This is a genomic window from Nocardia sp. N2S4-5 (genome assembly GCF_044628355.1).
Taxonomy (GTDB): domain Bacteria; phylum Actinomycetota; class Actinomycetes; order Mycobacteriales; family Mycobacteriaceae; genus Nocardia; species Nocardia wallacei_B.
Map to the genome: position 1 here is coordinate 7635865 of NZ_JBIUPM010000001.1, position 21208 is coordinate 7657072.

General features: G+C 68.5%; 18 protein-coding genes. 11 read left to right on the forward strand and 7 right to left on the reverse strand.

Features of this window, described 5'->3' with window-relative positions:
- Nucleotides 1–10 precede the first annotated feature (10 nt).
- The 3 genes from ACFMRZ_RS35340 (at nt 11) to ACFMRZ_RS35350 (ending at nt 2617) form a co-directional block, all read left to right on the forward strand.
- Nucleotides 11–895: an SPFH domain-containing protein gene (locus ACFMRZ_RS35340; protein ID WP_280276859.1), complete on the forward strand. Its 885-nt coding sequence runs from the start codon at nt 11–13 to the stop codon at nt 893–895.
- Complete coding sequence (locus tag ACFMRZ_RS35345; protein ID WP_280276858.1) at nt 895–1062, forward strand: hypothetical protein; 168 nt, start codon at nt 895–897, stop codon at nt 1060–1062. The genes ACFMRZ_RS35340 and ACFMRZ_RS35345 overlap by 1 nt, the downstream gene beginning before the upstream one ends.
- A 109-nt stretch (nt 1063–1171) precedes the next feature.
- Nucleotides 1172–2617, forward strand: a complete 1446-nt coding sequence (locus ACFMRZ_RS35350; protein WP_400182515.1) for a hypothetical protein — start codon at nt 1172–1174, stop codon at nt 2615–2617.
- A 106-nt stretch (nt 2618–2723) separates the two neighbouring features.
- Here the strand turns inward: ACFMRZ_RS35350 and ACFMRZ_RS35355 are convergent, their stop codons facing one another.
- Nucleotides 2724–3644, reverse strand: a complete 921-nt coding sequence (locus tag ACFMRZ_RS35355; RefSeq protein WP_400182516.1) for a class I SAM-dependent methyltransferase — start codon at nt 3642–3644, stop codon at nt 2724–2726.
- A 263-nt stretch (nt 3645–3907) separates the two neighbouring features.
- Between ACFMRZ_RS35355 and rpsA the strand changes: the two genes are divergently transcribed.
- A complete protein-coding gene (gene rpsA / locus ACFMRZ_RS35360) occupies nt 3908–5386 on the forward strand; it encodes a 30S ribosomal protein S1 (protein WP_280276855.1) in 1479 nt (492 codons plus the stop codon).
- Between the two features lie 95 nt (nt 5387–5481).
- The gene (locus ACFMRZ_RS35365) at nt 5482–6117 is read left to right on the forward strand and encodes a TetR/AcrR family transcriptional regulator (RefSeq protein WP_400182517.1); all 636 of its coding nucleotides are present in this window, start codon (nt 5482–5484) and stop codon (nt 6115–6117) included.
- On the opposite strand, the gene ACFMRZ_RS35370 is transcribed toward ACFMRZ_RS35365, so the two are convergent.
- Nucleotides 6063–8333 carry an MMPL family transporter gene (locus tag ACFMRZ_RS35370; protein WP_400182518.1) on the reverse strand — a complete coding sequence of 757 codons (2271 nt, stop codon included), beginning with the start codon at nt 8331–8333 and terminating at the stop codon, nt 6063–6065. The two genes, ACFMRZ_RS35365 and ACFMRZ_RS35370, sit on opposite strands and share 55 nt — an antisense overlap.
- Before the next feature lie 201 nt (nt 8334–8534).
- On the opposite strand from ACFMRZ_RS35370, the gene ACFMRZ_RS35375 reads away from it, so the two are divergent.
- On the forward strand, nt 8535–10064 hold the full coding sequence (locus ACFMRZ_RS35375) for a phospholipase C (RefSeq protein WP_400182519.1): 1530 nt from the start codon (nt 8535–8537) through the stop codon (nt 10062–10064).
- A 9-nt stretch (nt 10065–10073) separates the two neighbouring features.
- Here ACFMRZ_RS35375 and ACFMRZ_RS35380 read toward each other — a convergent pair whose 3' ends face one another.
- A complete protein-coding gene (locus tag ACFMRZ_RS35380) occupies nt 10074–10286 on the reverse strand; it encodes a hypothetical protein (RefSeq protein WP_280276870.1) in 213 nt (70 codons plus the stop codon).
- Between the two features lie 286 nt (nt 10287–10572).
- Between ACFMRZ_RS35380 and coaE the strand changes: the two genes are divergently transcribed.
- A complete protein-coding gene (gene coaE, locus ACFMRZ_RS35385; RefSeq protein ID WP_400182520.1) occupies nt 10573–11757 on the forward strand; it encodes a dephospho-CoA kinase in 1185 nt (394 codons plus the stop codon).
- Nucleotides 11758–11760: 3 nt separating this feature from the next.
- Here the strand turns inward: coaE and ACFMRZ_RS35390 are convergent, their stop codons facing one another.
- Both ACFMRZ_RS35390 and ACFMRZ_RS35395 read right to left on the reverse strand, forming a co-directional pair.
- A complete protein-coding gene (locus tag ACFMRZ_RS35390; protein WP_400182521.1) occupies nt 11761–12285 on the reverse strand; it encodes a DUF402 domain-containing protein in 525 nt (174 codons plus the stop codon).
- Nucleotides 12286–12341: 56 nt separating this feature from the next.
- Nucleotides 12342–12908 (reverse strand): hypothetical protein, encoded by a 567-nt coding sequence (locus ACFMRZ_RS35395; RefSeq protein WP_400182522.1) that lies wholly within the window; start codon nt 12906–12908, stop codon nt 12342–12344.
- Between the two features lie 839 nt (nt 12909–13747).
- Between ACFMRZ_RS35395 and uvrB the strand changes: the two genes are divergently transcribed.
- Complete coding sequence (gene uvrB / locus ACFMRZ_RS35400) at nt 13748–15919, forward strand: excinuclease ABC subunit UvrB (protein WP_400182523.1); 2172 nt, start codon at nt 13748–13750, stop codon at nt 15917–15919.
- A 2-nt stretch (nt 15920–15921) separates the two neighbouring features.
- On the opposite strand, the gene ACFMRZ_RS35405 is transcribed toward uvrB, so the two are convergent.
- Nucleotides 15922–16392 carry a VOC family protein gene (locus ACFMRZ_RS35405; RefSeq protein ID WP_280276847.1) on the reverse strand — a complete coding sequence of 157 codons (471 nt, stop codon included), beginning with the start codon at nt 16390–16392 and terminating at the stop codon, nt 15922–15924.
- 98 nt (nt 16393–16490) lie between these two features.
- On the opposite strand from ACFMRZ_RS35405, the gene ACFMRZ_RS35410 reads away from it, so the two are divergent.
- From ACFMRZ_RS35410 to ACFMRZ_RS35420, 3 genes are all read left to right on the forward strand, one after another.
- Nucleotides 16491–17363: a helix-turn-helix domain-containing protein gene (locus ACFMRZ_RS35410; protein ID WP_400182524.1), complete on the forward strand. Its 873-nt coding sequence runs from the start codon at nt 16491–16493 to the stop codon at nt 17361–17363.
- A 73-nt stretch (nt 17364–17436) separates the two neighbouring features.
- On the forward strand, nt 17437–17853 hold the full coding sequence (locus tag ACFMRZ_RS35415; RefSeq protein WP_400182525.1) for a DoxX family protein: 417 nt from the start codon (nt 17437–17439) through the stop codon (nt 17851–17853).
- Nucleotides 17854–18287: 434 nt separating this feature from the next.
- On the forward strand, nt 18288–18740 hold the full coding sequence (locus ACFMRZ_RS35420; RefSeq protein ID WP_400182526.1) for a universal stress protein: 453 nt from the start codon (nt 18288–18290) through the stop codon (nt 18738–18740).
- Nucleotides 18741–18795: 55 nt separating this feature from the next.
- Here the strand turns inward: ACFMRZ_RS35420 and ACFMRZ_RS35425 are convergent, their stop codons facing one another.
- Nucleotides 18796–21102: a HelD family protein gene (locus tag ACFMRZ_RS35425; RefSeq protein WP_400182527.1), complete on the reverse strand. Its 2307-nt coding sequence runs from the start codon at nt 21100–21102 to the stop codon at nt 18796–18798.
- Nucleotides 21103–21208: the final 106 nt, after the last annotated feature.

Genomic DNA, 21208 nt, shown 5'->3' on the forward strand with positions numbered 1-21208 from the left:
GGAGGATGTCATGGAGCTTCGTCCGGCTTTCCGGGTGAACGGGTTCCTCATGTTGTTGGCGCTGATCGTCGTCGGCGGCGGCGCCCTGATCGGCGCCATCGCGGCGGCCGGCGTCGCCTCCGAGGACGGCAGCGCGGGGGCCGCCGCGGGTGCGGTGGCCGGGTTCGTGGTGGCGGGCATCGCGCTGGTGCTGCTGACCGGACTGATCACCGTGGGCCCGAACGAGGCCAAGGTGCTGCAATTCTTCGGTCGCTACATCGGTTCGGTCGCCGACCCGGGCTTTTTCTGGGTCGTGCCGCTGACCAGCAAGCGCCGAATCTCGTTGCGAGTGCGCAACTTCGAGACCCAGACGTTGAAGGTCAACGATTCCGACGGCAATCCCGTGCAGATCGCGGCCGTGGTCGTCTACCGGGTGGTGGACAGCTTCAAGTCCGCCTTCGCCGTCGACGACTACGAGGAGTACGTGCAGACCCAGTCCGAGGCCGCCGTCCGGCATCTGGCCACGGTGCATCCGTACGACTCCGACGACCCGGCCCGCACCAGCCTGCGCAACGGCGCGGAGGTCGCCGAGGAACTGACGACCGAACTGAGCGAGCGGACCGCGCTGGCGGGGATCGACATCCTCGAGGCCCGCATCACGCACCTGGCGTACGCGCCCGAGATCGCCCAGGCCATGCTGGTCCGCCAGCAGGCGGCGCAGGTGGTGGCGGCCCGCAGTCGCATCGTCGAGGGCGCGGTCGGTATGGTCGGCATGGCGCTGGAGCGGTTGACGGCGGAGGGCATGGTCGACCTCGACGAGGAACGCCGGGCGACGATGGTGTCCAACCTGCTGGTGGTGCTGTGCGGGGATCGCTCCGTGCAGCCCGTGGTCAACACCGGATCGCTGTATTCGTAATGGCCAAGCGCGAGCCGAAGAAGGTGCTGCTGCGGCTCGATCCGGCCGTCCACGAGGCCGTGGCCAAGTGGGCGGCCGATGATCTGCGTAGCGTGAACGCACAGATCGAGTACGCGTTGCGGCTGGCGCTGGAGCAGGCCGGGCGATCGCCGAAGCCGCGGGGATAGAAACAGACCGACTGCCTGTTTTGCCCAGTATAGATCACCAACAAGTCACGTATTGACTACAAAACGCACAAGGACGTGCGATTATGCGTCGACTCGGTAACGTGTTGGCGTGCCTATCGCGTTCGAAACCGGCGGACTGCAGCAACTCGATCCGAGCACATGGGGTAATCCGGCGACCGGTGACCTCGTCACGCTCGTATACGTCGATGCCGTCCCCGACCTCCCGGCTCCGCTGGAGGACATCGACGCCCTGCGCCGCAAGCTCACCGAACAGCAGGCCGAGTTCGGCTGTCTCATCGAGGCGTACACCATCGCCGTGGCCGGCCAGCCCGCGCTGCTACGCCTGGAGAAGTTCCCGCTCGGGGACGGGGCCGGGCTCGGCTTCACCGCCGGGATCGTGGTGCCGAAGGCGACCTGCAGCGCGATCCTGAAGATCATGTGCCGCGAGACCGGGCGCTCCGGGACGCGGGAGGCCGCGATCGTGCCGAAGGTCGGCTTCCAGAACATGTTCCGGCCGCACCCCTACGCGCCCGAGGTGCGGGGCAAGCTGCCCTACAACGTCGCCGACGACGCGCAGTGGGATTCGCAGTTCCCCGACCATCCGCTCAGCCGGGCCCGCCGCTGGATCTCCCTCGCCAGCCGCACGGCCCGTATCGATCCGCGGTTCGCGGCCCTGCCGCCGTTCACCGGACCGGCCGCACCGGACGAATTCGCGGAGCTGTCGGCCCTCGCGGAAGAGGCATCGTCGCCTGCGGCATCGTCGGTTGAGGCGTCATCGGCTCAGGCATCATCGCCCCCGGCGCTGTCGGCTCAGGCACCGTCGGGTCATGCGCCGTCGGCTCCGGTACCGTCGGCCCCCGCGCCGATGTCACCGGCTGCCGCGACCGCGGCGGAGACCGCGCCGATCCCGAGTGCCTCGGCGCTGGGCAAGGCGCCGCGCAAGCCCGCCGCGCCCGCGCCTACGACACCGACGCCGGGCAGCATTCCCCGTCTCCCGGCCAGCGCCGCCGCCTACGCCGCGGCACCCAGCGCCGCGGCGAAGACGACGGCCATACCCGCGTCGGTGGACTTCTCGCAGCCGCCCGCGACGGACATCTCCGGGAGCACCGCCAATGGCTGGGCCACGCCGGAGAACGGCGCGCAGCCGTCGTCCTCGAACGGGAACACCTCGGACGCCGCCGAGACCACCGCGATGCCTGCCGGGATCCCCCTGGGTAGCCTGCGCACGTCCGACAATCCCGCTGAGACGACCGTGCTGTCCACCGGACCCGAGCCGGACGACGCTCATGGGTCGCCGAATCCCGAAAACCCATGGCACATCCCGGAATCGTCAGCCGAATCGAAGCTGCCCGCGGACAAGACGACGGCGATCCCCACCCGCCCCGCGCGCGACCCGGACGCCTCCCGCACCGACGCCCACCAGCACTTCACGTCCGGAGCGGACGAAACAACAGCCCTGCCCTCCACCCGCACGACCGCCTACGACCACGACAACCCGGCTTCCCCCGAAACCGTCTCCGCCGGCGCCGAAACTCGCCCCATACCCAAGAGCTGACCCCAACCACTACCGGCGGCAGCGCGCACGCCACCTGCCCGCGACACGGGAGTCCCGCACACCACCTGCCCGCGACACGAGAGCCCCGCACGCCACCTGCCCGCTGCTATTTGCGGGGTGGTTTCTCGGTGACGAAAATGGCTGTGCCCGGGAAGATCTGGCCGCGGAGCGGGCTCCACTGGCCCCACTCGCGGTCCAGCCATTCCGGCCAGTCGGGTTCTACGAGATCGGTCAGGACGAGGCCCGCCGCGACTATTTCGCGGATGCGGTCGCCGAGGGTGCGGTGGTGTTCGACGTAGGTGGGCTCGCCGTTGCCGTCGACTTCCACGTACGGGGAGCGGTCGAAGTAGGAGAGTCTGGCGTAGAGGCCCTCCGGGCCCGGATCGTCGGGAAAGATCCAGCGCATCGGGTGATTGACGGAGAAGACCCAGCGGCCGCCCGGTCGCAGTACCCGCTCCACCTCGCGCATCACCCGGGCCGAATCGGCCACGAAGGGCAGTGCGCCGAACGCCGAGCACGCCAGGTCGAAGGAGGCGTCGGCGAACGGCAGCGCCTCGGCCCCGGCCTGCACCAGCGGCACTCGCGGGCCGCCGCGCGCCATCGCGGCCAGTCCGCGCCGCAACATTCCGGCGGACAGATCCAAACCGACGGGTTGCGCGCCATTTGCCGCCAGCCAGCGCGAGCACGGGGCGGAGCCGCAGCCGATTTCCAATATCCGCTTATCGGTGATGTCGCCGAGCAAATGCCAGTCGCCCTCGTGCAGTCCCTCCGGACACCAGATGAATTCGCCGTCGGGGGAATCGACGCCGAGGAACTCGGCGTGGGTGTCGTGGTATTGCGAGGCGTCGGCGTCCCACCATCGCCGGCTGGCCCGCTGGCTCTCGGTCGAGCCCACCTCGGCGCGGGTGACCGCGACCGTGCCGAGCAGCGCATTCGCCTGCGCATGGCGGTCTTCACCGGCCGTATCGACTCCCTGTGCGGTCACGGTTTCGCGCACGGCGTGCACATCGGGATGATCTTCGGGCATCATGTCAGAGTAGCCACGCGGGCAGGGGGACCCTTGTTTGCTTGCCACAACTCACGTCGCGTACGCTGATTCCCGCGAGTGCCCGCCGTACTTGCGTACCGAGGCGCACGCTGCTGTGAGTTTATGCAATGAGTACAGCGTTGTGCTGTGTCGCAGCGATGTGCTGTACACGCCGACGTTAGTTCCATCGCTGTGAGTTCACAGCAAAACCGAAAGCCCACATGTCCACTACCGACCACAATCCGTCCGGAGCAACCCAACACATGCCCACCACTGTCACCTCGCCGCAGGTAGCCGTCAACGACATCGGCTCCGCCGAGGACTTCCTCGCCGCCATCGATAAGACGATCAAGTACTTCAACGACGGGGACATCGTCGAAGGCACGATCGTCAAGGTCGATCGCGACGAGGTCCTGCTCGACATCGGTTACAAGACCGAAGGCGTCATTCCTTCCCGCGAACTGTCCATCAAACACGATGTCGACCCGGCAGAGGTCGTTTCCGTGGGCGATGAGGTGGAGGCCCTTGTTCTCACCAAGGAGGACAAGGAAGGCCGGCTGATCCTGTCGAAGAAGCGGGCTCAGTACGAGCGGGCGTGGGGCACCATCGAGGAGCTCAAGGAGAAGGACGAGGCCGTCAAGGGCACCGTCATCGAGGTCGTGAAGGGTGGTCTGATTCTCGATATCGGGCTGCGCGGCTTCCTCCCCGCCTCGCTGGTCGAGATGCGCCGGGTCCGCGATCTGCAGCCGTACGTCGGCAAGGAGATCGAGGCCAAGATCATCGAGCTGGACAAGAACCGCAACAACGTGGTGCTGTCCCGCCGCGCCTGGCTGGAGCAGACCCAGTCCGAGGTCCGCAGCGAGTTCCTGCACCAGCTGCAGAAGGGCCAGGTCCGCAAGGGTGTGGTCAGCAGCATCGTCAACTTCGGCGCGTTCGTCGATCTCGGCGGTGTCGACGGCCTGGTGCACGTCTCCGAGCTGTCCTGGAAGCACATCGACCACCCGTCCGAGGTTGTCGAGGTCGGCATGGAGGTCACCGTCGAGGTGCTCGACGTCGACCTGGACCGCGAGCGGGTTTCGCTGTCGCTCAAGGCGACTCAGGAAGACCCGTGGCGTCAGTTCGCCCGCACCCACGCCATCGGCCAGATCGTGCCCGGCAAGGTCACCAAGCTGGTTCCGTTCGGCGCGTTCGTGCGTGTCGAGGAGGGCATCGAGGGCCTGGTGCACATCTCGGAGCTGGCCGAGCGCCACGTCGAGGTGCCGGATCAGGTCGTGTCCGTCGGCGACGACGCGATGGTCAAGGTCATCGACATCGACCTGGAGCGCCGCCGCATCTCGCTGTCGCTGAAGCAGGCCAACGAGGACTACCACGCCGAGTTCGACCCGTCGAAGTACGGCATGGCCGACAGCTACGACGACCAGGGCAACTACATCTTCCCCGAGGGCTTCGACCCCGAGACCAACGAATGGCTCGAGGGTTACGAGAAGCAGCGCGAGGAGTGGGAGAACCGCTACGCCGAGGCGGAGCGTCGCCACAAGATGCACACCGCGCAGATGGAGAAGATGGCCGCCGACGCCGCCGCCGAGGCCGCGAACGGTGGTGGCTCGTCGAACTACTCCTCCGAGAGTGGTGGCGAGCGGTCGTCGTCGTCCTCCTCTTCGCAGCCGGAGTCGGCCGGTGGTTCGCTGGCCAGCGACGCGCAGCTCGCCGCGCTGCGCGAGAAGCTGTCCGGCAACGCGTAATTCGCACAGCTGACGAAGGCCCCCGGTCCGCTCGGACCGGGGGCCTTCGTCCTCTGCTCCGGGGCCGATGACGTGCGGGTATCCTCGGTGTTGATATGTCCCAGTCCACTGCGTCTTCCGCGTCCGCGACCGAGTGGGAACGCCGAAAGCTCGCGGCCATGAGCCGAATCCAGCAGGTCGCGCTGGATCTGTTCGATGCGCACGGGTATCGCCAGGTCACCGTGGAGCGGGTGGCCGCGGCGGCCGGGGTCTCGCCGAGTTCGATCTACCGGTACTTCGGCACCAAGGAAATGCTGGTCCTCTACGACGAAGCGGACCCCAAGGTCATCGACGTGCTGCGGACGGCGGGCGGCGGCGAAACCCTCGAGATCACCGAGCTGATCGCGATCGCGCGCCCCTTGGTGCCGATCATGGCCGAGGCGCTGCTGACCGCGGATACCGAACGACGTGTGCGGCGCAGCATGCACTACGTCCGGACGATCCCGGAGGTGCGCGACGGCCAAGTGCGTCAGATGCGGGATCTGGAGGACCAGTTCCGGGTGCTGTTCGCGCAGCGATCCGGCCGCGACCCCAACGACTTGAAGGTGCGGATGGCCGCGGCGTTCGTGGTCTGGGGCAGCATGGCGGCCCTGGACCACTGGGCGGAAGCGGGTTTCGCGGGCCGCCTCCAGGACATCTACGTCGACGAGATCGGATCGGCCGTCGACGCGATCGAGTCGCTGTTCGGTTGAGCGCGAGGGGTTTTGCCGCGCGACAGCGGCAGCCACCAGTTCCAGCGGCCGAACAGTCGCATGAACGCCGGCACCAGCACGAACCGCACGAGCAGCGCGTCGATGGCGATGGCCACCGCGAGCGCGAAACCGATCTGCTTCAACTCCAGCACGTCGGCGGTCACGAAGCTCGCGAAGACCGCCACCATGATCGCCGCCGCCGCGGTGATCGGCCGGGCGGTGTGCTGTAGTCCCTCCGCGACGGCGGCGGTGTTGTCCCCGTGGCGATCCCACGCCTCCTTCATGCGGCGCACGAGGAACACCTCGTAGTCCATCGACAGCCCGAACAGCACCGCGAACACCAGCATCGGCAGGTACACCTGGAGGAAGCCGGTGCTGTGGAACCCGAGCGCCGATTCGCCGATGCCGTGCTGGAACACCGCCACGGTGAGCCCGAGCGCCGCGCCGGTCGCCAGCAGATTGAGCAGAATCGCCTTGATCGCGAGCACGATGCTGCGGAACGCGACGATCAGGAAGGCCAGGGACGCGGCGAGCACGAGCGCGACGACCCACGGCAGCCGCGCCGTGATGAGCCGCGAGACGTCGGAGAAGGTGGCCGAAGTGCCGCCGACGCGCACCTCGGCGGCGTCGAGAGCTGTTGCGCGGGAACGGATATCGGCGGTCAGATCGGAGACCGTGGTGGAATCGAACGCATCCTTCGCGACCACCGAGGCGAGGACCCGTCCGGAGGTCGGCTGGGACAGCACCGTCGCGACCCGGGGGTCGCCGGACAGGCCGCCGAGGAATCGGGTGACCTCCGCACGGGACTCCGGGGTCAGCGGTGTGTCGCCGGGGCCGGTGGCGAGCACCTGGATCGGCGCCAGCAATCCGGGGCCGAAGTTGTCGCGCACCAGTTCGTTCGCTCGCCCGGTCGGCGTTCCGGTGAGCGCGCCGAGTCCCATGTCGATGCCGTAGCGGATACCGGTCAGCGGGGCGGCGGCGACGAGCAGCAGCGCCACTCCGGCCAGCGCGAACCGGATCGGCCGTGCCATCACCGTGTGCGCCCACCGGGTCCAGGCGCTCGACGCCGCGGTGGTCCGGGTCTGTGCCGGGCGCAGCCGCGGCGGCAGCCCGCCCCGGTTCACCGCCGGGCCGAGCGTCGCGAGCAGCGCCGGGAGCAGCGTGAAAGCCGCTGTGAGAGTGGCGATCACGGCGGTGACCACACCGACGGCGATCCCGTCGAGCATCGGCAGCCCGACCACGGCGAGCGAGCACAGCGAGATCATCACGATGAGGCCGGAGGCGAGTACCGTGCGGCCGGCGGTGTCCATCGCGGCGCCCACGGACTGCTCGATGTCGGCACGCCGGCGGCGGTCCCGGACGCCGCGCCGGGCGAGTTCCTCGGTGCAGCGGCTCACGATGAACATCGCGTAGTCGATCGCGGTCCCGGTCGCGATCATGGTGGCGACCGAGAGTATCAGCGAATCGAAGGTCAGAAAGGCGGTGAGCCCGAACAGAACTCCGACCGCGACCGCGATCCCGGCCGCGGTGACCGCGATCGGGACGGTCGCCGCCACCACCGCGCCCAGGGCGAGGACGAGGAACGCCGCCGCCACCGGCACCCCGATGGCCTCGGCGCGCGACATGTCGGCGGTCTCGGTCCGCATCATCTCGGCTTCGACGGGAGCGTACCCGGTGCTCGTCACCTCGACGGCGGCGTCGGAGGCGGCGGCGACCGCGGACTGCACACCGGTGGCGACGGCGACCCGCTCCGACATGCCGCCCTCGATGCCGACGATGCCCAGCGCGGTGTGACGATCCGCGGAAATCTGCAGGGCGGCATTGCCTTCGAACGGCGAGACGACTCCGGTGACACCGTCCACGGCGCGAGCCGAGCGGAGCGCGCGGTCGATCACGGCGCGGAATTCGGGTGCGTCCGCCGGGTACTGCTCGGAGTGGAAGACGAGCAGATCCTGTTCCACTCCGAATTGTGTGAAGTGCTGGGAGACAAGGGAATCGACGGCGCTCGACTCCGAGCCGGGGACGCCGTAGTCGGGCGCGCCCAGTTTGTCGTGCAGGGCCGGATACGCCGATCCGCACAGCACGGCGAGCAGCAGCCATACGCCCAGAACGATTTTCCGATGCCGGGCCATCAGCACACCCCAGCGGCCCACCAGGCGCAGCGGGGGAGCGGGCCGAGGCGGGTGCGCTCGCTCGGTTGTCGCGGACTGTGTCATGGGCCCCTCCCGATGAAATCACTACCTGATAGTCACTATCAGGTAGTGATCGCGAGTCTAGGTGTGCGCGACGGCACGGTGCAAGTGACTGTCAGGTACGGTTCACCCGTGCGTCACCGGCGCGTCCGCGGCGAGCCGTTATGCTCCACGACATCGGTGCAACTGTCCTTATCGAATCGGCGGAAAGGTCGAGTCGGCGGCATGGGTCTGTTCGAAGGCGTCAATCGGCGGGAGTTCCTGGCGAAAGCACTGGCCGCCGGCGGGGTGGGAGCGCTGGCCGGGTGGGCGAATCCGATCATCGAGCGGGCCTACGCCGCGGATCCGGCGGGAATGGGCGGGCTCGGGGACATCGAGCACTTCGTGCTGCTGATGCAGGAGAACCGCTCCTTCGACCACTATTTCGGCACGCTCTCCGGAGTGCGCGGATTCGATGATCCCTCGCCCGCCTGGCAGCAGTACGGGTACGCGCCGGGCATCGGCCCCACTCCCGACGGCTATCTGCTGCCGTTCCGGCTCGACACCACCCGCGGCCCCAGCCTCGACGGTGAATGCGTCAACGATCCGGACCACGGCTGGGCGGGTATGCACGAGGCGTGGAACGGCGGGGCGAACGACCGCTGGATGCCCATGTCGATCGCGAGCGTCGGGGCCGGAAATGGGCCCGCCGCAATGGGTTACCACACCCGCCAGGACATCCCCGTCCATCACGAATTGGCCGACGCCTTCACCCTCTGCGACCACTACCACTGCTCGGTACTGGGCCCGACCGACCCGAACCGGCTCTACTGGATCTCGGCCACCATCGATCCGGACGGTTACGCGGGCGGCCCGCTGGTGGAGACGCCGTCGCTCATCCCGCAGAACGCCTACAGCTGGCGGACGTTTCCGGAGAACCTGTCCGAGGCCGGCGTGAGCTGGAAGATCTACAACAACCGCGACGTCGGCCCCATCTCCTCGGTGATCCTGGACGGCATGATGGGCTGCTTCACCCAGGCCGCCGACCCGAATTCCGAACTGGCGCAACGCGGTAAGGTCCCGGTCTATCCGCAGGACTTCGCCGCGGACGTGGCCGCGAACCGGCTGCCGTCGGTGTCGTGGGTGATTCCGCCGCTGTTCAACTGCGAGCATCCGGCGCTGCCGCCGGCGCTCGGCGCGGTCGGCATCATGCAGGTACTCGACATCCTGACCTCGAATCCGGCGGTGTGGGAGAAGACGGCGCTGATTGTCATGTACGACGAGAACGGTGGCTTCTTCGACCATGTCACCCCGCCGACACCGCCGCCGGGCACGCCGGGGGAATTTCTCACCGTCGATCTGAACCGGGTTCCCGCCGCGAAGGGCATCGCCGGTCCGATCGGCCTGGGCTACCGGGTACCGTGCTGGGTCGTCTCACCGTATTCGCGTGGCGGCCTGGTGTGTTCGGAGACCTTCGATCACACCTCGCAATTGCGTTTGCTGGAGCGTCGTTTCGGCGTGGACGTGCCCAATGTGACGGCCTGGCGCCGCGGTGTCACCGGCGATATGACGACGGCATTCGATTTCGGTTCCGCGCCCGACGCGGCGCCGCCGCGGATCACCGATCCGAATTCCCGGACCGAAGCCGCGCTCGCGCAATGCGGCCCGAATATCGCGCTGGGTACGGCGGGGCAGGGCGCGCCTTATCCGGTGCCGCCCAACAGCATGCCGGTGCAGGAGCCGGGCACGCGCCGCCGTCCGAGCGGAATGGTTTAGGGCGTCAGGTCAACTGGCCGTAGCGGGCACCCAGTGGGCCGCGGCGTCGGCCGTCCGCTTGCGGATGGCGGCCAGGCTGTGGCGGGCGGGACTGATCAGCGCGGTGAGCCACGGGCGCCGGAACTGCGCCAGCGCGGCCGCGACCTCCGGGATCTCGATGCAGTGCATCGTGCCGCCCTTGCCCAGCCGGTGGCGACCCGTCTGGATGTTTCTGGTGCCCAATGGTGTTCCTTTGCTTGCTTTGGTACGGCCTGGATCGCCTGCGGCGAAACAGTAGCGGAACAAAAGTGTGCGGCTGCGTATTTTGCGCGACTTTCGTCCCGGCGTGTCGGAAAGTTGCCAACCGCAGGTCCGGAACCGATGGAAAAAGTTGCGAATTGATATCACCGCCATCACGGATTGAGAAAATTGCCCGGGGCGAGGTGGGAGTTATTGCCACCGTGGGTAATCCGCCCGGATTGCCGGGCCACCGCACGCCGGGCCCGGGCGGGGATGCGAGACTGATCGAATGTTGCGTATCGGTCTCACCGGAGGCATGGGAGCGGGCAAGTCGACGGCGGCGCGGCGACTGGTCGAGCTGGGCGCCGTGCTCATCGACAGCGATGCGATCGCGCGCGAGGTGGTGGCGCCCGGCACCGAGGGGCTGGCGGCGCTGGTCGAGGCGTTCGGCCGGGACATTCTCGCCGCGGACGGCAGCCTGGACCGTCCGGCGCTCGCGGCCCGGGCCTTCGCCGACGACGAGTCTCGCCGGACCCTCAACGGCATCACGCATCCGCTGGTGGGCAGGCGGACCTCCGAGCTGATGGCCGCCGCGCCCGCGGACGCGATTGTGGTGCAGGATGTTCCGCTGCTGGTCGAGAACGGTTTGGGCGCGGTGACGAATCTGGTGGTCGTCGTGATGGCCGAGACCGAGACCCGGGTGCGGCGGCTGGAGGAGTTCCGGGGCATCGCGCGCGCGGATGCGCTGGCCCGCATCAAGACCCAGGCCACCGACGAGCAGCGCCGGGCCGCGGCGGACGTGCTGCTGGACAACAACGCCGGCGCCGCCGAGCTGGAGCGCCAGGTGGACGCGCTGTGGGAGCACCGGCTGGTGCCGTTCGAACACAATCTGCGCACCAGGACCCGGGCGCCGCGCGGCGAGGTGCAGCTGGTCGGGCCGGACCCGACGTGGGATGCGCAGGCGCAGCGGCTGATCGCGCGCTTGGCGGTCGTGTGCGGCGGCGCCGCCCGGCGCATCGACCACATCGGATCGACCGCAGTGCCGGGGTTGCCCGCGAAGGATGTGCTGGACATCCAGATCACCGTCGCCGATCTCGCTGCGGCGGACGGGCTGCGAGAGGCGTTGGAGGGCGCGGGTTTCCCGTGGGTCGAGTACCTGACCGACGACCCCAAGCCCGGCGCCGATCCCGCCGAGTGGGGCAAACGCGTGCACGCCAACGCCGATCCCGGGCGTCCGGCGAATGTGCATCTGCGGGTGGACGGTTGGCCCAACCAGCGGTGGGCCCTGGCTTTTCGGGATTGGCTGCGTTCGGACGCGGCGGCGCGGGAGGAGTACCTGGCGGTCAAGCAGAAGGCCGTGGCGGCCGCGGCCGGTCTCACCGGTGAGCCGGCGATCCAGGCCTACCTCGACGTGAAGACGCCCTGGTTCGACGAGGTCTACCCGCGGGTGATCGCCGCGCGGCCGGGCGAGTGACCGCTACTGCCAGGTGAGATGGATGTCCAGCGAGCGCAGCCAGCGGTCGAAGTCGTAGCCGTGACCCGCGATCCCGTCGATGGCGATGGTGGCGGTCTCCACGGCCCGCTGCGCGGCGGGCAGGTCCAGGTAGCCGGCGGCGTGTGCGGCGAGTAGCTCGTCGACATCGAGCAGTTCCGCGTCGCGGCCCGTGCGCACCACGATGTCGAGGTAGTGGTCGACCGATTTCCAGGTGCCCGCGTCGGTTTCGCCGAACTCGCCGATGTCCAGGTAGTAGTCCTGGTCGCGGACGTGCCCGGGGTTGTAGTGGAATACCGTGGCGCGCAACGCCACTCGGGGCAACAGCCACGACTCCAGGTAGTGGAACTGCGGATGGTCGGCAGTCCGGGCCATGTACAGGCCCCACGGCTCGAGGCGATAGCGTTCGACCGGCCGCACGAACCCCTTGGGGTCGGTGTTGGTCAGTGCGGCCAGGTCGAAATACTCCACCTTGGGCCGGTGCAGATCCACAACTGGTGCCTGGGACACAGCCCGAATTTACCGTCCGATCGCTCGCGCCGCGCGAGGACCGCGCTACCGATGGTTCACAACCAGGTCAGCGTGATGCCGCGGGAGGCCAGCCAGTGCCCGAAGTTGTGGTCGTGCGAGGCGATTCCGTCGACCACCGCGGTGGCCTGCTCGAAGGCGTGCTGGGCGGTAGCCGCATCAATGTATCCCGCGGCGTGGGCGGCGAACAGCTCGTCGACGCCGCGTAGTTCGCAGATCCGGCCGTGGCGGGACTCGATGTCCAGATAGTGGTAGATCGCCCGCCACCGCTTCGGCTCGATCCGGGAGAACTCGCCGATATGGATGTGGTAGAGCGGGTTGCGGTCGTGCGCGGCGTTCACGTGGTTCATGCTCACCCGCAGCGACAGTTGCGGTAGCAGCCACGTCTCGGTGTAGCGGTCCGGCGGGGTGTCGGCGGCACGCACCAGATACAGGCCCCACGGCTCCGCGTGGTAGTGCTCGACCGAATGGACGAAGCCGCGGGCGTCGGTCTTGGTGAGGTCTGCCAGGTCGAAATACTCGGTGTGCGGCCGATGCGGTGGTCTCGCCGGGGCGGGAGTCGCGTCGGAGTCGGATCCGGGGATGCTGCGGCGTTTGAACTGCATGGGGGCAACTCCGTTGAGCGCGGTGGAGCGCCGGTCCCGAAGTGGATTCGCGACGGCGTTGCTCGCGGGCATTGCGACGCGTGAGGGGAGGAAACCGGCCATGACACTGCCCTTCTCGACTGTCGGACCGGATCAGAGTACACCCGGGCAACCCCGCGCGGAGGCTCGTGAACAGACCGGAATTGTCCTGTCACGCTTTCGCCACCATCGATGAGCTTCCTTGTGGCACCGGACATTTCGGACATTCTCGGATCGGTCCGGAGCGCTGCGCGGAAGTTGCCCGGGTGGTGTCCGCGGCTCACAGCAAACGGGCGGGCGCGGTGCGTTTCGGGAGTGCTTGCCAGGCTTCGGAAGCGTTGTGCGCCGGGGTCGCTGGGGTTTGCTTCTTGTCGAATAGTGTTGTGGTGTAGTGCTTTTCGATCGCGCACTGATCGACTGCCGAAACCTGTGCCGTCCCTCGACATCCCGAGGTCGTTGCGTGAATTGCTTGCCGTGTCGCTGTAATAGTCTGCGGGACAAACGTTCTCGCTTTCACGTAGTGGGCGCTGAGTCGATGTGACAGCCGCCCGGCGGTCACCGTGTGAGAGACCGTGAGAGACGGTCGGCCTCGGTAGCGCGGACTGGGCGGCGTCGCGCTGCCGGTGCGTTGCGGGGTGGTAGCCGTCTGGTCCGACATCCCGCGGCATCGTCTGTCCCCTCGCTCGCCGGGCTGGTCCGGGTGCGCTCCGTCACGTCCGATTCCGCGACCGGGGCAGCGTGTCGGCGTGTCGGTGGTGGCGTGGGCCACGGTGGCGTCGCGCGGGTGCTTGTTGTCGGTGCCTCGTCCTAGTCTGGTAACCATGGCTTTCGCAACCGAGGTCCCCGCCGAGGGCAATACACCGCTGGCGCATTCGGAGTTCCGGCCTATCGGTGAGATCGAGCGGGCCGACGGCCGGTTCCAGGTGGTCAGCGACTACCAGCCGGCGGGCGACCAGCCCGCCGCGATCGCCGAGCTGGAACGCCGGTTGGAGGCGGGGGAGCGCGATGTGGTCCTGCTCGGCGCCACCGGCACCGGCAAGTCGGCCACCGCGGCCTGGCTGATCGAGCGCGTGCAGCGCCCCACCCTGCTCATGGCGCCGAACAAGACGCTGGCCGCGCAGCTGGCCAACGAACTGCGCGAGATGCTCCCGAACAACGCCGTCGAGTACTTCGTCTCGTACTACGACTACTACCAACCCGAGGCGTACATCGCCCAGACCGACACCTATATCGAGAAGGACAGCTCGGTCAACGACGACGTCGAGCGCCTGCGGCACTCGGCCACCCAGAACCTGCTGTCCCGGCGCGACGTCGTGGTCGTGGCGTCGGTGTCGTGCATCTACGGCCTGGGCACGCCGCAGTCCTATCTGGACCGGTCCGTCCAGCTCGAGGTCGGCGGCGAGGTCGACCGGGACCGCCTGCTGCGGCTGCTGGTGGATATCCAGTACACCCGCAACGACATGGCGTTCACCCGCGGCTCGTTCCGGGTCCGCGGCGACACGGTCGAGATCATCCCCTCCTACGAGGAACTCGCCGTGCGCATCGAGTTCTTCGGCGACGAGATCGAGGCCCTCTACTATCTGCACCCGCTGACCGGCGACGTGGTGCGCCGCGTCGACCGGGTGCGCATCTTCCCGGCCACGCACTACGTCGCGGGCCCGGAGCGGATGGAACGCGCCGTGCGCGACATCGAGGCGGAGTTGGAGGGGCGCCTCGCCGATCTGGAGCGGCAGGGCAAACTGCTCGAGGCGCAGCGCCTGCGCATGCGCACCCAGTACGACCTGGAAATGATCCGGCAGGTCGGGTTCTGCTCCGGTATCGAGAACTACTCCCGCCACATCGACGGCCGCCCGGCCGGTTCGGCCCCCGCGACGCTGCTCGACTACTTCCCCGACGATTTCCTGCTGATCATCGACGAGTCCCACGTGACCGTCCCGCAGATCGGCGGCATGTACGAGGGCGACATGTCGCGCAAGCGCAATCTGGTCGAGTACGGCTTCCGGCTGCCCTCGGCGGTCGACAACCGCCCGCTGACGTGGGAGGAATTCGCCGACCGCATCGGGCAGACGATCTACATGTCCGCGACGCCGGGCCCCTACGAACTGGGGCAGACCGGCGGCGAGTTCGTCGAACAGGTCATTCGCCCGACCGGCCTGGTGGACCCGCAGGTCGTGGTCAAACCCACCAAGGGCCAGATCGACGACCTGCTCGGCGAGATCCGCCAGCGCACCGAGCGCGACGAACGCGTCCTGGTCACCACGCTGACCAAGAAGATGGCCGAGGACCTGACCGACTACCTGCTCGGTCTCGGTGTCCGGGTCCGCTACCTGCACTCCGAGATCGACACCCTGCGCCGCGTCGAGCTGCTGCGGCAGCTGCGGCTCGGCGAGTACGACGTGCTGGTCGGCATCAACCTGCTGCGCGAGGGCCTGGACCTGCCGGAGGTGTCGCTGGTGGCGATCCTCGACGCCGACAAGGAGGGCTTCCTGCGCAGTTCCACCAGCCTCATCCAGACCATCGGCCGCGCGGCGCGCAACGTCTCCGGCGAGGTGCACATGTACGCCGACAAAATCACCGACTCCATGCGGCAGGCCATCGACGAGACCGAGCGCCGCCGCGCCAAACAGGTCGCCTACAACGAGGCGAACGGGATAGAGCCGACGGCACTGCGCAAGAAGATCGCCGACATCCTCGATCAGGTCTATCGCGAGGCCGACGAGACGGAGGTCGAAGTCGGCGGATCCGGCCGCAACGCCAGCCGCGGCCGGCGCGCCCAAGGCGAACCCGGGCGCGCCGTCAGCGCGGGCGTCTACGAGGGCCGCGATATCGCCAACATGCCGCGCGCCGAACTCGCCGACCTGGTCAAGGAGATGACCGCGCAGATGATGAACGCGGCCCGCGAGCTGCAGTTCGAGCTGGCCGGCCGGCTCCGCGACGAGATCGCCGACCTGAAGAAGGAGCTACGGGGCATGGATGCCGCCGGGCTGAAATGAGTTCAGTTCTGGGTCGCCATCCACTCGTTCACGCGGCGCTCGGCCTCCTCGCGCGGGACGTCCTCGACGCGGGTCATGCACACCCAGCGATGGCCGAACGGGTCGATGACGGCGCCGTAGCGGTCGCCGGTGACGAAGGTCTGCGGGTCGTCGACGCTGCGGGCGCCGTGCTCGCGGGCCCGCTTCGCCACCAGGTCCACGTCGTCGCAGTAGTGCACGATGCTGGTGTGCACCCACTCGCCGTTCGGGGGCCGCAGGCCGTGTTCCGGCACCGGCATGCCGACCTGGATCGTCGAGTCGCCGATCTTCAACTCGGCGTGCGCGGGCTGCCCGTCGGGCAGGTCGTTGCGGCTGAGCACCTCGGCGCCGAAGACAGCGGAGTAGAAGTCGAGGGCCTTGTTGCCGTCCGGGACGGCCAGGAAGCAGGTGATGGAGTGGTAGCCCTCGGGAACGGGATGCACGGTGTTCGTCATGACCACTACTTTCGCCGGTCGGGCCGCGCGGATCTTGTAAGAACGCGACAGCCCGGAGCGCGGTCGTGACGGGAACGGTAGATCGCTCGGAATCGGTTGTGCCGGAAGCTGTTCCGGTGCCGCCGCCGGAGGTCACCAAGGGCATCCTGCACCCGCGCGAGCAGGAGCGGCACCGCAGCCTGGTGCGGTTGCCGGCCGGGCCGCGGACGGCCACGTTCGCCGAGTGGTATTGGTCGGTGCGGTGGGATCTGCGCGGCCGCGCGCCGTATATGGCCGAGGTGCTGCCCTATCCGTGCGTCAACGTCACCTTCGAGCGCAGCCACAGCCGGTCCGGTGGCTGGGTCAACGGCGTCTGCACCACCAAGTTCACCCGCGAACTCGCCGACAGGGGGGAGACGTTCGCGCTGAAGTTCCGCGTCGGTGGCTTCGGCGCCTGCACCGGTGTCGACGTCGGCGCGCTGCGTGACACCGCGGTGGAACTCACCGAGGTGCTGCCCGCGGCCGCCGGTCTCACCGAGCGCGTCCTGTCCGCGCCGACCGACGAGCAACGTCGCGACCTGGTCGAGGATTTCTTCGCCGACGCTGTGCGCCACGCCGGGGACGACGCGGCCTACCGCATGGTGCTGCGCATCGTCGCCGAGATGGAGTCCGACCGCGACCTGACCCGGGTCGAGCAGGTGACCGAGCGTTTCGACGTACCGATCCGTACCCTGCAGCGACTCTTCCGCCGGTATGTGGGCGCGGGCCCTAAATGGGTATTGCGCCGCTACCGTCTGCAGGACGGCGCGCAACTGCTGGCCGAGGGCCGCACCGCGGATCTGGCGTCGCTCGCGCTGGATCTGGGCTACTTCGACCAGCCGCACTTCTGCCGCGAATTCGCCAAGGAGGTCGGGATGGCGCCGCTGGAATACGCCCGCACCTCGTTGGTGTCGCAGCCGGGGCCGGGAATACCCGGCGAGCGAAGTAGTTGAATGCTGTATTACCAGCTCGGCAGGGACCTGCCGTGCGGCATGGCCGCCCTGCCGACGACCGGAGGAGTTGGCAATGAGCGTTCTGATATTGATCGGACGGATTCTCTTCGTCGTGTTGTTCCTGGCGTCCGCGGCCGGGCATCTCACCCAGGCCGAGGGGATGGCCGGGTACGCCCAGAGCAAGGGTGTCCCGGCGGCCAAACTCGCGGTGCTCGGCTCGGGCGTCGTGCAGTTGATCGGCGGGCTGAGCATCCTGCTCGGCATCTGGGCCGACCTGGGCGCGCTGCTGCTGTTGGTCTTCCTGGTGCTGACCGCGGTGCTGATGCATCCGTTCTGGAAGGAAACCGATCCCCAGGCCAAGCAGACCGAGATGATCCAATTCAACAAGGATCTGGCGCTCGCCGGTGCGGCGTTGATGTTGTTCTCCTTCTTCGCGCACGTATCGGATCTCGGATTGACCATCACCGGCCCGCTTTTCCATCTCGGCTGACCGCCGCACCGCTATTCGTGGCAATAGTCGGATTTCCGGGCGAACTACCAGCGCGGGCCGTCGCCGCGCAATTGTGAAACCTCACCAACCGTTCCCGACCTGCGCCGGGTCGGGAACGGCGGGGCCGGGGCCGGGGCCGGGGCCGAGAATATGTGGTTGTGACGAAAATCCCAGGGGCACAAGACCGTTCGGTCCGTGTCGAGGATCATGCCGATTCGTAACCGATCCCGGAATCGACGCTGGTAGTGCGGGCCTTTTCCCGCGGCCGCCCGGCGAATGTGTGCCGCGGGTTACTCGGCACGCGAGTGTGATGTGTTGCGATTTCGGATAATCCCGGCCTGACACCGGTTATTGTCTAGCGCAGTTGCCGCGCGGCGCCCGCACTCCCGGGCGAAACGCGCCGGCATCCGACCCGTTGCACGTTTGGAGGAGAGATGACCGCCTACCGGTCCATTGTCGTCGGTACCGATGGCTCGGACTCGTCGTATGTCGCCGTCGAGAAGGCCGCCGCGCTGGCCGGCGACGCGGGTGCCACCCTGTACGTCGCCTGCGCGTACTACCCGACCGATGACCGCGACGTCGCCGCCGCGGCCGACGTGCTCAAGGACGAGGCCTACCAGGTGCGCGGCTCCGCGCCCACCAACGAGATCCTGCGCGTCGCGCGGGACCGGGCCACCGCGGCCGGTGCCGCCAACATCGTCGAGAAGGCCATCGTCGGCGAGCCCGTCGAGGGCCTGCTGACACTGGCGAAGGAGGTGGAGGCCGGCCTGCTGGTGGTGGGTAACCGCGGCCTCAACACCCTGACCGGGCGCCTGCTCGGCTCGGTGCCCTCGGACGTCGCCCGCAAGTCCCGCACCGACGTGCTCATCGTGCACACCGTGCGCTGAGCGTAGTAACCCGCGTGTGCCGCCCCGCCCGTCCGGTGGGGCGGCACAGGCGTTTTCAGGCCCTTTCGAGGCGGCTCAGCACGTCCGGAAGGTCCGCGGTGTGGACAACCGACAGGCGCTGGGTGGCGCGGGTGAGCGCGACGTAGAGGTCGTTGAGCCCGCGCGGCGACTCGTCCAGCACGGACTGCGGCTCGACCAGGATCACCGCGTCGAACTCCAGGCCCTTCGCCTCCGACACGGTCAGCACGCGCACCGAGTCGCCGGTCAGGTGGGCGTAGTCGGCCAGGCGATCGTGCGGAGTGAGTACCGCGGTGATGCCGGGGCGTTCGGCCTCCGCGGCGACCAGTGCGGCGACCCGGCCCACCGCGTCGTCCGCGTCCGCCCGGAAAGCGTGTGGCGCGTAACCGGTTTCGCGCACCGACCGAGGCGCCGCGGCATCGGGATCGATCGCGGCCAGCACGTCGGCGGCGACCGCCATGATCTCGGCGGGGGTGCGGTAGTTGACGGTCAGCTCGGTCAGCTTCCACCGCTTGGCCACATACGGCTCCAGCATCCGCTGCCACGACGAGGCGCCCGCCGGATCGCCGGTCTGCGCGACATCGCCGACGACGGTGACCCAGCGATTCGGGATGCGCCGCATCACCATCCGCCACGCCATCTCCGACAACTCCTGCGCCTCGTCGACGATCACGTTCCCGTAGGTCCAGGTGCGGTCGCCCGCCGCGCGTTCGGCCGTGGTCTGCCGGGTGCCGACATTCTGGCGCTCGGCCAGCTGGCTCGCGTCGATGAGGTCGTAGGCCATCAGGATCTCCGGATCCATCTCGTCTTCGAGATCCTGTGGCGCCGAACCGGTCAGGATGTCGAGGGCGTCCTGGGCCTCGGCGAGCTGGGCCCGCCAGCGGCGACGAGCGCGCTCCCGTTCCTCGGCGTCGTCGACGCCCAGCAGTTCGGCCAGTTCGTCCAGCAGCGGGGCATCGGCGGCGCTGAAACGGCCGTCGTCGGGCCGGTACAGCTCCTTGCGGTCCTCCGGCGACAGATCCGCGGCGGCGCGGGTCAGCCGGTCCGGGTCGGCCCACAGTCCGGCCAGCACCTCCTGTGGCGAGAGGATGGGCCACAGCCTGGCGATCTCACGCTGGATGTCGGCGTCGGCGCGCATCTCGTCGCGGATCTCGGTCAAATCGGCCTGGCTCAACAGGTTCCGGCCGCCGGTCAGGTCCTGGCCGAGCACCTGGGCCAGCTGATCGGTGAGCGCGTCCACCACCGACGCCGCGAAGATGGGGCGGGCCAGGTTGTGCGGGCGCCGCGAGGAACGGGCGCGGCCGCGGGCCTTGGTGACGATCTTGCGGTCCAGGGTGAGGTCGTAGCCGTCGAAGCTCAGCCGGATCGGTTCCCGCGGGATCTGCTGCCAGTCCCGGACGCCCTTCTTGAGCACCTCGAGCATCTCCAGCGAGCCCTTCAACTCGCCGGCGCGCAGCGAATCATCCAGTGCCGCGCGCACTCCCGGGTACAGGTCGCCAATCGTGGACAGCAGCACCCCGGTCTCGCCCAGTGACGGCAGCACCTGGCCGATGTAGTCGAGGAAGGTGGTGTTCGGGCCGATGATCAGTACACCGGCCTTGTCCAGCTGCTGGCGATAGGTGTAGAGCAGGTAGGCCGCGCGGTGCAGTGCGACGGCCGTCTTGCCGGTCCCCGGCCCGCCCTGGACCACCAGCACGCTCTTGTGCTCTGAGCGGATGATGGCGTCCTGCTCGCTCTGGATGGTCTCGACGATGTCGCTCATATGCCCGGTGCGGGCGGCGTTGAGGGCGGCCAGCAGCGCGCTCTCGCTGCCGACGCCGGTCTCGTCGGACTCGACCGCCCCGGCCTGCCGCGCGGTCTCCAGGTCCAGGTACTCGTCGGTGATCGAGGTGACCTCGCGGTTGCGCGAGCGGATGTGGCGGCGGCGCGTCACGCCGTCCGGCTGGGCGGTGGTCGCCAGATAGAACGGGCGGGCCAGGGGTGCGCGCCAATCCAGCAGCAGGGTGGCGTAGTCGTCGTCCTCGTCGAGGATGCCGAGGCGGCCGATGTAGCGCTGTTCGGCGCCGCCCTCGGCGTCCGCCAGGTCGATCCGGCCGAAACACAGGCCGTGCTCGGCGGCGTCGTACTTCGCCAGGTCCTCGCTGTAGAGCTGGGTGAACGACTCGCGTTCGCTGCGGGCCTGCGGGGTGCCGCCGGATTCCAGCAGCACTGTTTTCAGGCGGCGCTGAGCGTATTCGCGCATCGCGTCCAGGCGCTGGTACAGCAGGGCGAGATGGTGCTGTTCGCGGTCGAGTTCGGCTGCGCGGTCGGTTGCCGGGCGATCCTCGGTGAGGCGGTCGGGCAAGACGTCAACTCCTTGTCACCACGGTCGGCCGGGTGTGGCCGCGCAAAGGAAAACAGAGTTGTCGAGTTTAGTTCGGGTTCGGCGAGCGCGCCGTAATCGCAGGTGA